Below are 13,455 nucleotides of genomic sequence, written 5' to 3' on the forward strand. Positions count from 1 at the left end.
CATCCCACTATATCCCGTTGCAAGGATGAACCGGTGAAGACCCGTCAATTAGTCTACCGCACCGCAGGGTGCGCAGATATGTTCTGCCCGCTTGCTGTTCCACAGGCATGAAAATGGCCAATTACCGGAAGCTTATTCCGAAACCGGCCGAAACCATGGAATAATCAGCCAGGGTATAATCCACATTAAGGGTAAAAGGGAAAAGTCGGATACGAATGCCGGCCATGGCACGCAGCGAATTCGATCCGTCAACGGAGAAGTCGATCGGATCGGCAAGCGCATTCAGCTCCCGGACGATATCACCGTCGCTTTCAACAAGTATGTAATACGGATAGTTGCCGTCCATTTTTACACTCGTGGTGGAGGTCTCGAATCCGATTCCGCCGTAGAAGGAAAAGACCGGAAGGGACCTTCCTACCAGGAGATTCATGGTAAACGCATTGGTGTTCAGCCGGATGCGCTGATCGTCCCAGTCGTTTTCAACATCGACACCATCGGCAACCTGTTCATATTCATCAGGAGTGGGGCGCGCTTCAAGGTTTGTTTCACTGCCGATGGTTGTATAACCTGCCATCACAGAGAGAGTAATGGGAAGCAACCTGCCACCGGGTATCCACTGGTTCAATTCGTGTTTGGCTCCGAATCCGAGAAGATGAAACTCACCATAGTCATCGAAACTGAGTGTGGGTACGAATCGGATCATCAGCTCGGTATTTTTGGGAAGTCCGACTCCCGCCTGGACCATGGGAGTGGGTATGAAGCGGAGTCCGGTCCCTTCCGGCATACGAAATGCCTCGTATTCAACCATTTCGCCGGTCTGAGGATGCTGACTCCGAAATCCCAGCATGGGTCCGGAATCGGAACTGCCACTGAATGTTGGCGTCACAGGATCATCCCCGTGAAGAACAAACAGATTCTCCATATTAAGGGCATTGACATCAAAAGAGCGGTCGGATGAGGGCACAAACGCGGATGTGGCGCTTACCTTAACGTGGAAACCGAACAGCCCGTGTGTGCCGGCGCGATCAACCCAGCCGGAATTTATGCCGCCGCCGAACCCGCTTCCGAACGGCCTGATATACTCCTGAAGAAGCAGTTGGGCGTCTTCGGCGCCACCCTCAATAAATGCTCCAAGGTCATCTAGCTGCGCAAAGGAACTTTTAATCGGAGAAAAAAGCAGAGCCGCCGTAAAAATCATCACAATGGAGATTTTGCGGCAATATGTTGTATGCATCGCCATAGCTGTAACCGGGATAAAAAGTGTGCAGGGATTGGTTGGTGTGAATCTGACTGTTTAATGCAAACTAAGTGATAACTTACAGACCTTTTGCGGAACTGTAAATGGCGGGGCGAGGTTTTTTTTCGTTCCCCTCTCAGATGCTTTCAAGGATATTCAAATAGCTTTTATACCTGGACTCGGCAATCATCCCGCCATCGACAGCCGCTCGTACCGCACATCGGGGCTCGTGCTTGTGGGTGCAGTTATAAAAGTGGCATTCCTCTCGAAAGGGCTTCATCTCCGGGAAAAAAAGCGACACTTCATAGGGCTCTACATCAACCAGACCGAATTCCCTGATGCCCGGAGTGTCGATGATGGATGTGTTGTCGTCCGTTTCGATCAGCCGGGCAAAGGTTGTGGTATGTTTCCCCTTGTTGGAAGCGTGGCTCACTTCTCCGGTTTTCAGGTCATGGCCAGGGACCATGACGTTCAACAAGGTGGTTTTACCGGTTCCCGACGGACCGGTAAGGACGGTAGTTTTTCCGCTGATATGTTCCGTCAGAAACTTCTGAACAGAAGCTGTATCCAGCGCGCTGATGGGAATCATGGGGTAGCCGAGGTCCTGATACAATCCTGACGCCTTTTCAAGCTCCTCTGAATCCTCCCGTGTGCTGCACAGATCCGTTTTGTTCATCACAATGAGGGGTGCAATTTCATAGGCTTCGCAGCAGACCAGCACCCGGTCGATGAAACCGGTCTTGAAAGCCGGTTGGCGAAACGAGGTAACGATCACCACCTGATCCACATTGGCGGCAATCACCTGAATACCTCTTTTGCCGTGTGTAGCTTTCCGGATCAGACGGTTTCGGCGCTCTTCAATCTCTTCAATGATACCGGTGCCCTCGGGCTCCCTGGTAATTGATACCTTGTCGCCTACAGCCACCGGATTGGTTACCTGTTCACCGGAAAGGCGGAACTTGCCCGGCAGCCGGCATTCCATAAACGAACCATAGTCCGTTCGAACCGTGTACCAACTGCCGGTAGCTTTGACAACCAATCCTTTCATTCGTAGAATATCAATCGGATGCTGCCTGAGGGGCACGGAAGATTACCGTGACCGGGGTTTCGGGTTAGCCGGATGCGGTTTGGCCGGTGGGTTCATTGCGAACGGACGCGTTCTCGCCTGATTTCTTTTTGACGGCAGCGAATTTAACCGCGGGATCCATGTCCGGCTTCTTTTCAAGTACCAGATCGAGGAGCGGCTCCATCCGGTCCAGATAATGAAAATTGACCCCTTTCAGTACATCGGTTTCAATCTCATCCACATCTTTCCGGTTTCTTGAGGGGAGGATGACCGTCTCAATTCCCGCCCGCCGGGCCGCAAGGGTTTTTTCCTTGATGCCGCCCACCGGAAGCACCGATCCGCGAAGCGTGATTTCGCCGCTCATGGCTACGGTGTTCTTCACTTTGCGCTGGGTGAAAATAGAGGAGACGGCAGCCAGCAGCGGTAGTCCGGCGGATGGGCCGTCCTTTGGTACGGATCCGGCCGGAACGTGGATATGCAGGTCCCATTTATCAAATGCCGCATCCGGAATGGAAAGCTCCGATGAGCGCGATTTCAGATAGCTCAGTGCCAGCATGGCTGACTCTTTCATCACTTCGCCAAGCTGACCGGTGATGTTCAGTTTTCCGGAGCCCCTGGAGACGCTGGCCTCAATAAACAGGATATCCCCGCCAAAAGGCGTCCATGCAAGACCAGTGGCTACGCCCGGGACGGTGGTGCGCTCCGCGATATCGGAGAAGAACTTCCGCTTTCCGAGGTAATCTTCGACATCGCCCACACCTACGGAGGCTTTGGTGATTTCGTCGGAAGCGACCTTGCTGGCGACACCGCGGGCCACCGATCCGATTTCCCGTTCCAGGTTTCGGACACCCGATTCCCGCGTATATCCGTCGATCAGCTTTTCAATGGCTTTGTCAGAGACCCGGAACTGGGATTTCTTCAGGCCGTTCTCCTTTATCTGTTTCGGAACCAGGTACTTCTTGGCAATTTGAAGCTTCTCCTCAAGGGTATATCCGCTCAGATAGATCATCTCCATGCGGTCCCGAAGGGCGGGAGGGATGGTGTCGAGATTGTTGGCCGTTGCAATGAACAGCACTTTGGAGAGGTCGTATTCTACTTCAAGGTAGTTGTCGTAAAACGTATGGTTCTGTTCCGGATCAAGTACTTCGAGCAGCGCCGAGGTGGGGTCTCCCCGAAAATTCATTCCCACCTTGTCGATTTCATCGAGCATCATCAGCGGGTTGCTGGTCCCGGCTTTCTTGACACTCTGGATGATACGGCCGGGAAGGGCACCGATATACGTCCGGCGATGGCCACGGATTTCGGCCTCGTCCTGCAGTCCGCCAACACTGAACCGCTGGAACTCGCGGTTCATGGCGCGTGCAATGGAGCGGCCCAGGGATGTTTTCCCGACTCCGGGAGGGCCATGGAAGCAGAGGATAGGGGCCTTCATATCCTTTTTAAGCTTAAGCACGGAGAGGTACTCAACGATCCGTTTCTTGACCTTTTCGAGGCCGTAATGGTCTTCGTCCAGAATTTTGCGGGCGTTTTTCAGATCCAGCTTGTCTTCCGAATAGTGGTTCCAGGGCAGGTCAACCAGCCATTCCACGTAATTATAGATGACACCGTGATTGGGAGCGTTGGACGGGGTCCGTTCCAGCCGGTCGAGCTCCTTTTCAAGAACTTTCTCAACATGCTCCGGGAAATCTTTCTCTTTGGCGCGGTTTCTCAGCTTCTGAACATCCTCCTGTTCGCTGTCTTCCCCAAGCTCTTCCTGAATCGCCTTCAGCTGCTGCCGCAGATAAAAGTCTTTCTGCTGTTTGTCGATATCGGTTTTAACCTTTGACCGTATCTCCTCACTGAGGTTCAATACCTGCATCTCCTTTTTGATGTAGGCCATCACCTTGTCCATCTTTTCGGAGAAGGATCGTATCTCCAGCAGGGCCTGCTTTTCATCCAGAGAGATGTTCAGGTTGGAGCTGATGAAATTGAGCAGAAAAGTGGGGCTGTTGATGTTGTTGATCGCAATGGCCGCTTCCGATGGAATATTCGGAGAGAGATTGACAATCTGGGTTGCCGTCTCCTTGACCGATCTGAGCGCCGCGTCCAGCTCTACTCCGGAAACGTCCTGGTCGTATAAAAAAGGCTTGACCCTGGCAATGTAGTAGGGGTCGTGTTGAGTGAATTCCTCAATTTCAAAAATGCTTTTACCCTGAATCACAATACTTTTGCTTCCATCAGGCATTTTGATCAGCTTCAGGATCTGGGCGATGGTACCGACGTGGTACAACTCGTCGGGCGAGGGATCCTCCTGATCCTTGTTCTTCTGCGTGACAATTCCGATGGTTTTGTCGGATTCATAGGCCTTTTTAACAAGTTCAAGAGACCGGTCACGGCCAACCGTAATGGGAATTACCACTCCGGGGTACAGAACGGTATTTTTCAGCGGCAGGATGGGCAGTTCGTCGGGGATATCCGATTCCGTCATTCGTCTCTCTTCTTCTTCGGAAAGAAGCGGAATAGCCTGTTCAAAATCATCGAATTCGTCTTCAGACAACTTGTTTGAAAGTATTTTCAGTCCATCAAAATTGTGCATGCAGTAAATAGCGTTTTTTCATTTCAGTTACGATTTCACCCAAATCAACGGCAAGAATTGAACCAGACTCAAAGCAATGTTCAATTCGTCATGCTACAGCGACAAAAAAGCAGTGATTTTTGTCAGTGCATCAAATTGTTGTTCAACGGCATCCCACAGAACAACAAAAGCCGAACGGCCGTTTACCTCCTCTTGCCTGCAATGAGTTGTTATTAGCTTGACTCCTGTTAAAATAGCAGGAATATCAATTAAATCTCAGTAGAGATTATCCCGGTCAATGTGGCAGGTCAATCGCGGTACTGTTTTGCCAATATGGCACCCTTTTGCTGCTTCGGGCATCAAAAGCGAACTTGCAGGCCAAGGGCAGACACGGTATCGGCAAGCCAGTCCACCTCCCCGTTGTCGCGTGAAAAAAATCGAGCTGAAGCGGAAACATGCAGTATACCGACATCGATGCCTGCACCGACCCCGAAACTGAGATCACGATCGGGATTCATCTGGATACTTCCCCTCAGCGGAAGAAAGGGCAGCAGGCGTATTTCACTGCCGGCAGACGCATACCACCCGTCAGGTTCAAAGCTCGTGGAGTTAAACCGGTAGTTGAAATTGAGCATGGCGGCTATCCGGTTGAGCTGAATGGCCGATCCGACATGAAGCTCGGTAGGAAGCTGAATGGTATAGGAATCCGCTTCCTGTTGTTCCATCTTGTCCAAAACCCTCTGTTCCTCGTCATCTGACATCAGATAGTCAATTATCGAGCCGGGAGATCCGGTATGCAGGAATCGCGCCTCGGGCAGGCTGCCGGTGATGTCGGTATCCGACTTAGAGCGCCATTCCGCGGCATCCTGAAAATACCGGACGGCTCCCAAATCGGTTATGGATATGGCAAAGCGAAGAGATTTTCTGGGAGGCCGGTTGACATGAGGTGACAGAGCAATGTCGTCTCCCAGGGGGATGATGTATGTCAGGCCGGCATCCAGCCCCAAACCTGCACCATTCAGGTCGAAGTTGGAGCGGGACGAGAGAAAACGGTCAAATGAGCGCTGCGGGTCACCCTGGGACATGACATCCGACAGGAATGCGCTCAGATCCCCGGAGGTTCGGGAGTCCAGGTGCCGTTCACTGAACCATCGGCCGCCCATGTCCGTGTAGTCGGAACGGAAGTCGGTCTCGGAGTGCAAGCCACCGACAATAATCTTCGGCGCAATTCCCACAAACAGGCTGTTCAGGCCGGCATGCCACCGGTTGAACATGGTAACTTCCCGGGAGAACGAGTAGGATAATTCGTGCAGGACCATGTATTGTTCACGCAGCTGTCGGGTGAACACTTCCTGCTCACGGGCATCCGAAACATCGAACCAGTTCCGGTTGATTTCGAAGGAAGAGAACCCTCTGGAGCGAAGAGCGACAGACCGGGCCGATTCACCCCGGTGCCAGCTCACCACAACCGGTATGAAATCGTATCGAATGGTATGCCGGTAAAACTCATCGCCAGCAAACAGATGATCCAGGTCATCACCACCGGGCTCCCGTCCGGCGGGCAGTGTTCCAGAAAAAAAAACCGTTTCCGCCTCCCGGAAAAAGCGGTCTAGGGACTCGTAGTCGTGGCCGTCACTGTGATAGATACCGCCCAGACCAAGACTGATACGGGTGCTTCTGTGACAGTCGCGTATCATAAGATTGGCGGGATTGTAGAACTGAACCGACGGCCCGGTTACATAAGCCACTCCGCCTCCAAGAGCAACCTGTTCCGGAGAGGTGATCGGCTGTCCGGCCGCAACGCCGGCAAATAATACCGGCATACAGATCAGGCAGCACACAAACGCATAATATTGGCACATTTTCAACAACAAACCGGAACGTGAAACTTGATCGGGTGAGGAACAGAGACGAAGTCAATGATATTTAGGGGCAATCCTGCGACAGTCGCGAATCCGGATGCAAACCGGCAATTATTTTCTATCACGTCAGAACTTTCAAAAATACGGGTAAATACGTATTTAACCAATGTCGTTTTTTGCTTCGCGATGAACGAAATTGTAATAAGGTTTCGAAACTGCAAACGGAATGCAAGGCCGGTTTCAGGGTTTTCTATCCGAAGTTTTGGTCACCGGCCGTATGCTATAAACATAACAGGCTTGCTGCCGGTTTTCTTGCGCACTTTACAAAAAAAATATGCAGACACAAGGCGTAACCATTGGCGATTATAAAGGAATCAGGGTTGGACTGGATTACAGCTGGTTTATCATTTTTGTTCTGGTAGTGTACATGCTCTCCGTCCACTATTTTCCCGAGAACTATCAATTGGCATCGGGATGGGAGTCGTGGTTCCTGGGTCTGCTTGCCGCGTTTCTGTTCTTTTTATCCATCCTGCTTCATGAATTCGGGCACGCCATCGCTGCAAGGAGAAGGGGGGTGGAAATATCCGAAATCATACTGTTCATCTTCGGGGGTTTGGCCCGGATGAAAAAGGAGCCTGAAAAGGCGAGCGACGAGTTCGCCATTGCCGGTGCCGGTCCGCTTTGCAGTATAGCGATCGGGGTGGTATTCCTGGGGCTCGCCTTCGTTTCGCAACCGGTGATCAGCGAAGGGTTGCACGGGGTATTCTGGTATGTTGGATACATCAATATTTTGCTTGCACTGTTCAATATGGTGCCGGGCTTTCCACTGGACGGGGGGAGGATGCTGCGTGCCGCCATCTGGCATTTTACCGGCAATTTGCGAAAATCCACGCGGGTGGTAAGCAGCATCGGCCAGATCTTTGCCTTCGCCCTGATGTTTCTCGGTGTGCTTGCCATTATCGGCGGCCAGATTATCGCCGGGGTATTCTGGATCCTGATCGGCGTATTCCTGCTTCAGTCGGCGAAAAGCGGGTATTATATGGTGGCCATGCGCGAAGGGCTTTCCGGAACGCCGGTCAGCAAAATCATGTCGGCGGATCCGGCAACGGTGCATCCCGACATCTCGCTGCGCAATCTGGTCAATGAGCATTTCTTCAAGAACCGGTTTTCCTGTTTTCCGGTTGTCAGGCAGGGGGAGTTTCTGGGTCTGATTGAAATCAATCAGGTCAAGGCGGTCGCCCATGACCAGTGGGAGCTGGTTCGGGTGAAGGATGTGATGAGCGCCCGTGAAGACCTGGTGGTTGCCGGTCCGGACGATGACGCCTATGATGTACTGATGAAAATGATCGATTCCCAAACCGGAAGGGTGCCGGTGATGGAAAACGGCACTCTGGTCGGAATTGTATCCCGCAAGGATATCCTTCAGTTTGTCGAGTTTCGTGAGACGCTGAAGGCATAGTCTCCGCACGATTGCTGCTAAAGAACTATCCGAGAGGAGTCAGTTTGGCGTATTTGAGCATCAGCTTCTTCTGCCCGGCTTTTTTGAAAAAGACCGTGACTTTGGCCTGCTCTCCCCGGCCTTCGCACTGCAGTATTTTCCCGGCTCCGAATTTCGGATGGGCAACCAGCATCCCCGGACGCCAGTTGCCGTCGAAGGCTTCGGCATCATATTCGATGGTTGACTCGTCGGGGGATGACTTTGGCCCCTCATCAGCGTCGAATTGCGCGGAATCGTCATAACTGATGTAGGTTCCGCCGCTGCCTGGCCGGGAGTAACCGCCGCCCCTTTGCCTGCTTCCACCCTGATGTATGGTTGCACCCGTTTCAGTGCGCACAACCGAGGGATCCACTTCATCCAGAAAGCGGGAACGGCGCATTTCCACCTGTTCGCCAAAGCGGAACCGGTTCTTGGCATAACTGAAATGAAGATACTTTTCGGCCCGCGTTATGGCCACATAAAAGAGCCGGCGCTCTTCCTCGATATCCACCTCCTCGCCCGACCGGCCCCCGATGGGGAAAAGCTCTTCCTCCAGCCCGACAATATAAACGACGGGAAATTCAAGGCCCTTGGAGCCGTGTACGGTCATCAGCGTCACCTGCGGTTCGTCGGAGTCGTGGGCGTCCAGGTCGGTAATCAGACTGATTTCCTGCAGAAACGCGCTCAGGGACGGGGTGCTGCTGCTTTTTTCGAAATAGGAGATGGCATTTATCAGTTCCATGACATTCTGACGACGCATCAGTGAGTCGTGCGAATGCTCCTCGATAAACTGCTTCACATAGCCGGTCTCCTCAATCAAGAAACGGACCGTATCGGTGAGTCCCAGTTCATCCAGCTTTCCCGCAGCGGTATGCAGCACATCCACAAAATGCCGGATTCTGGGGATGGCAGGCTTGTAAATTCCAGATGACTCCACCTCCTGGATGACATCCCATACGGACCGGTCGTTTTCGGCCGCCAGCCTAATCAGATCGGCAATGCTTTTCTCGCCGACGCCCCGGGCGGGCTCGTTGATCACCCGCAGGAGGGACTCCGTATCGTGCGGATTCACCAGCAGACGAAGATAGGCGGTCACGTCCTTGATCTCCTTGCGCTGGTAAAACGAAATGCCTCCCACCAGCTGGTAGGGGATGCCTTTGCGGCGAAACGCGTCCTCGAGAACCCGGCTCTGATAGTTGGTGCGGTAGAGTACGGCAAAATCACGAAAACTCAGATGGTTTCGCATTTTCATGGATTCGATGGAACGGACGACCCGGTTGGCCTCATCCCGTTCATCGTAATTCTCCAGGACGGTGATGATATTCCCCTGGTCGTTGTTGGTCCACAGCGTTTTTTCCAGCCGCGATTGATTGTTTTTGATGACCGAATCGGCGCACCGCAGTATGAATTTTGTGGAGCGGTAGTTTTGCTCCAGCGGGACTTGGGTGGCATCGGGATAATCCTCCTTGAAATTGAGGATGTTGCCGATATCCGCCCCTCGGAACGAATAGATACTCTGGGCATCGTCACCGACCACGCAGATATTTTCGTGTCCGGAGGCCAGAAGCCGGGTGGCGCGATACTGCGCGTGGTTGGTGTCCTGGTACTCGTCGATGAGGATGTAGCGAAAATGCTGCCGGTACTTTTCCAGAATTTCCGGATGCTGCTCAAACAACGCTATGGGCTTGATCAGCAAATCGTCGAAATCCATCGCGTTATTCTTCCGGCATCGGTTGACATACCGCTCGTACACCTGCGCGGCGATATCCTCCATCGAGCTCTGCACGAACTTGTCGCGGAACACCTCCGGAGAAATCAGCTGATTCTTGGCTCCGCTGATGATGAAGCGGATCGCCTGGGGCTTTACCTCCCTGGTATTAAACCCGAGCTCCTGCAGTATGGCCTTGATGACCCGGTCGCTGTCCACACTGTCGTAAATGCTGAAATCCCTGGTATAGCCGAGGGTCTCGGCTTCAATGCGCAGAATTCTTGAGAAAATGGAGTGGAACGTGCCCATCCAGAGCCGGTTGGCCTGCTCACCGATCAGATCGACGATACGTTCCTGCATCTCGCGGGCGGCCTTGTTGGTGAAGGTGAGCGCCAGTATCTGGTTGGGCCAGGCCTTTTTCTGATAGAGAAGATTGGCGATGCGGTAGGTGAGCACCCTGGTTTTGCCACTTCCGGCTCCCGCGATTATCAGCAGGGGCCCGTCGGTGTGGAGTACCGCCTCTTTTTGCCGGTCGTTCACATTTTCAAGAAACGGCGGGACGGATGGCCGCGGCTTCTCCTGATCATCATTTTCAAGTACAAATGTGGGCATGCTGCTAAGTTACAAAAGTCGTTTCGATTTGGATCCGAAGAGGCGCGAAGGATATGCCGGGCAGGCAAGCGACACCAGGTGATGATGCTGTTGCGAGTAAGGCATAAAGATCAATACATCAACACAATACACCAGGTCAATTCATATCAATTCCAGCATTATGAAAGCCATGCGCCGTTACTCCAGGTCGGCAAGGATGGTCTGCATTTTATCCAGGTTGATGCGGGCGTCCTGCTGTTTGCTTCGCTCGTTCTGCACGACCTGGTCGGGCGCGTTTTGAACGAATTTCTCGTTGGAGAGCTTCTTTTCCACGGAAATCAGGAAAGCCTGAAGGCGGTCAATTTCCTTGTGAATCCTTGCTTTCTCTTTTTCGAAGTCAATGAGTCCGGTGAGCGGAACAAACAGCTGGTGTCCGTTCACGACATCCGAGGCGCTGGCTTTGGGTCTCCGGGCATCCATGTCCACTGACAGGTCGGAGAGCTTCAGCATTTTTTGAAAAACGGCTTTCTGCTGTTGCAGCTGCTCCTGGACATCTTTTGCGGCGGGTTTCAGGATTACCGAGATCTCCAGGTTGTCGGGCACATTCATTTCGGCCCGGATGTTTCGGATGGAAGAGATCATCTGCTGGATGGTGCCGAAGAGCTGTTCGGCATCCTTGTCGACAAATGATTCCCGGAATTCGGGCCACTCGCTGCGAATCAGAGCTTCATCAGCCGAACGCTCCCTCAGTCGCTGCCAGATCTCCTCGGTGATAAACGGCATGAACGGATGCAGCAGCTTCAGCAGCATTTCAAATATGATGACGGCCCGTTCCGCGACCGGCTCCGGCATCGGTTTGCCAAATTCGGGTTTGATGAGCTCCAGATACCAGTCGCAGTAATCATCCCATACCAGAGAGTAGATTTTGAGCAGAGCCTCGTTAAGGCGATAGCGCGACAGGTCATCTTCCACCGCACGGATGGTCTGATGGACGCGTGAGACCATCCATCGGTCATGCAGCTGCCATTGCGCGCCGGAGGCGTTGTCTGCGTTTTGAGGGTTTGCCGCAGCATCGGTAGCGGAGTTTCGGGAGGATGCGGCCGAGGCCAGGTCGCCGGCATATGTTGCCTCCGGCTTGATATGGAGATTCAGGAAGCGGAACGCGTTCCACAGTTTATTGGCGAAATTCCGCCCCATTTCAAACTTGCCGGGATCCAGTTTGATATCCTGTCCCTGGGCACACAGGATGATCAGGCAATACCGGACGGCGTCGGCCCCGTACTGGTCGATCATCTCCAGCGGATCAATACCGTTGTTGAGGCTTTTGCTCATCTTGCGTCCCTGTTTGTCCTTGACGATGCCGGTCATGAAGACATCGCGGAAAGGGGCGCTGCCGGTGAAATGGATTCCGCCCATAAGCATGCGACTGACCCAGAAAAAGAGGATATCGTACCCGGAGACCAGCAGTGAAGTCGGGTAAAACTTCTCAAAATCACGGGAGGACCCGGGCCAGCCGAGGGTGGAGAAGGGCCACAGCCAGGAGGAGAACCAGGTATCCAGAACGTCCGGGTCCTGTACCATGCCTTCTTCGGGCTGTTCAATGCTGACGACGTAGTCTCTCCCAGGGTCGATGGATCCGTCTTCCCGGGTGTAATACCAGACCGGGATACGGTGTCCCCACCAAAGCTGCCGGGAGATGACCCAGTCGCGAATCTCCTCCATCCACCGGAAAAACTCATTTTCCCAGCGGCCAGGGTAGAACCGAAACTCCCCGTTCCGGCTGGCCTGCATCGCTTTTTCGGCAAGGGGTTTCATGCTGACGAACCACTGGTCGGATAGCAGCGGCTCGATGACCGCCTTGCTGCGGCTTGAGACACCGATCTGGTTGACATAGTCTTCCACTTTCACCAGCAGTCCGGCCTCCTCAATGTCCTCGACAATTTTCTTGCGCGCATCGAACCGGTCCATGCCGGCATAGGCGCCGGATTCGGCATTCAGCGTGCCGTCCTTGTTGATGATATTGATGGTCGGAAGGGAGTGACGCCGCCCGATTTCGAAGTCGTTCTCATCATGAGCCGGTGTGACCTTAAGGGCTCCGGAGCCATAATCCATTTTAACGTAGTCGTCGGCGATCACGGGCACCTTGCGCCCGGTGGTAGGCACTTCTACATAACTGCCTACCAGATCACGGTAACGGTCATCGTCGGGATGCACGCTGACCGCGGTATCGGCCGGAATGGTCTCGGGCCGGGTGGTGGCGATGGTGATGTGCCGGATGCCGGTACGCTCCGCGGTTTCCTCGTCAACCGGGTAGGCAACGTGCCACATATGGCCTTTGCGTTCAATATGCTCGACCTCCTCGTCGGAAATGGCGGTCATATCCACCGGACACCAGTTCACGAGGTAATTACCCTTGTAGATGAGCCCTTGTTTGTGGAGGCGGATGAATGTCTCCTGAACCGCTCTGGAGAGCCCTTCGTCCATGGTAAACCGTTCGCGGCTCCAGTCGCAGCTGACCCCAAGCTTGCTGTACTGCCGGGTGATGATCTCCCCGTACTTCTCTTTCCACTCCCACACCTTATTGACGAATTCTTCCCGTCCGATATCGTGACGGTTTTTCTTTTCGTTCTTTTTGAGGTCGCGCTCCACAACGTTCTGGGTGGCGATACCGGCGTGGTCTGTACCGGGAAGCCACAGGGCCTCATAGCCCTGCATCCGCTTGAGCCGGGTGATGGCGTCCTGGACCGCGCCCTGCAACGCGTGCCCCATATGCAGCGCGCCGGTGACATTGGGCGGGGGCATCATGATGGTGAACGGCTCTCTGTCGGAATCGGCGTCCGCCTCGAACATGCGGTGCTGCATCCAGTAATCGTACCACCGGTCCTCGATGGCTTTGGGATCGTATTTTTTCGGAATTTCCTGCTCTGGGGTACTGCTGTCGGACATGGTTGTTCAGTTTG

7 protein-coding genes are annotated in these 13,455 nt (G+C 53.5%); 1 reads left to right on the forward strand and 6 read right to left on the reverse strand.

Annotation, left to right across the window (positions count from 1 at the left end):
- Nucleotides 1-121: 121 nt before the first annotated feature.
- From QA596_02860 to QA596_02875, 4 genes are all read right to left on the reverse strand, one after another.
- Entirely contained in the window at nt 122-1,240 is a 1,119-nt protein-coding gene (locus QA596_02860; protein ID MDG5766393.1) for a hypothetical protein, read from the reverse strand.
- A 133-nt stretch (nt 1,241-1,373) separates the two neighbouring features.
- Nucleotides 1,374-2,285, reverse strand: a complete 912-nt coding sequence (rsgA, locus tag QA596_02865) for a ribosome small subunit-dependent GTPase A (protein MDG5766394.1) — start codon at nt 2,283-2,285, stop codon at nt 1,374-1,376.
- Between the two features lie 64 nt (nt 2,286-2,349).
- Nucleotides 2,350-4,878 carry an endopeptidase La gene (gene lon / locus QA596_02870; GenBank protein ID MDG5766395.1) on the reverse strand — a complete coding sequence of 843 codons (2,529 nt, stop codon included), beginning with the start codon at nt 4,876-4,878 and terminating at the stop codon, nt 2,350-2,352.
- A gap of 338 nt (nt 4,879-5,216) precedes the next feature.
- The gene (locus QA596_02875; protein ID MDG5766396.1) at nt 5,217-6,680 is read right to left on the reverse strand and encodes a DUF5723 family protein; all 1,464 of its coding nucleotides are present in this window, start codon (nt 6,678-6,680) and stop codon (nt 5,217-5,219) included.
- Between the two features lie 373 nt (nt 6,681-7,053).
- Between QA596_02875 and QA596_02880 the strand changes: the two genes are divergently transcribed.
- On the forward strand, nt 7,054-8,178 hold the full coding sequence (locus tag QA596_02880; GenBank protein MDG5766397.1) for a site-2 protease family protein: 1,125 nt from the start codon (nt 7,054-7,056) through the stop codon (nt 8,176-8,178).
- Between the two features lie 25 nt (nt 8,179-8,203).
- Here the strand turns inward: QA596_02880 and QA596_02885 are convergent, their stop codons facing one another.
- Together QA596_02885 and QA596_02890 are read right to left on the reverse strand one after the other, a co-directional pair.
- Nucleotides 8,204-10,516, reverse strand: coding sequence for a UvrD-helicase domain-containing protein (locus QA596_02885; protein MDG5766398.1), 2,313 nt, complete (start codon nt 10,514-10,516; stop codon nt 8,204-8,206).
- 177 nt (nt 10,517-10,693) lie between these two features.
- Nucleotides 10,694-13,441, reverse strand: a complete 2,748-nt coding sequence (locus QA596_02890; protein MDG5766399.1) for a valine--tRNA ligase — start codon at nt 13,439-13,441, stop codon at nt 10,694-10,696.
- Between the last annotated feature and the right edge of the window lie 14 nt (nt 13,442-13,455).

The organism is Balneolales bacterium ANBcel1 (assembly GCA_029688905.1).
Taxonomy (GTDB): domain Bacteria; phylum Bacteroidota; class Rhodothermia; order Balneolales; family Natronogracilivirgulaceae; genus SLLW01.

Excerpts from the sequence above, each read along its gene's own strand:
- rsgA (MDG5766394.1), bottom strand. The coding sequence starts at position 2,285 with ATGAAAGGATTGGTTGTCAAAGCTACCGGCAGTTGGTACACGGTTCGA.
- QA596_02880 (MDG5766397.1), top strand. The coding sequence starts at position 7,054 with ATGCAGACACAAGGCGTAACCATTGGCGATTATAAAGGAATCAGGGTT.
- lon (MDG5766395.1), bottom strand. The coding sequence starts at position 4,878 with ATGCACAATTTTGATGGACTGAAAATACTTTCAAACAAGTTGTCTGAA.
- QA596_02875 (MDG5766396.1), bottom strand. The coding sequence starts at position 6,680 with ATGCCGGTATTATTTGCCGGCGTTGCGGCCGGACAGCCGATCACCTCT.
- QA596_02860 (MDG5766393.1), bottom strand. The coding sequence starts at position 1,240 with ATGGCGATGCATACAACATATTGCCGCAAAATCTCCATTGTGATGATT.
- QA596_02885 (MDG5766398.1), bottom strand. The coding sequence starts at position 10,516 with ATGCCCACATTTGTACTTGAAAATGATGATCAGGAGAAGCCGCGGCCA.
- QA596_02890 (MDG5766399.1), bottom strand. The coding sequence starts at position 13,441 with ATGTCCGACAGCAGTACCCCAGAGCAGGAAATTCCGAAAAAATACGAT.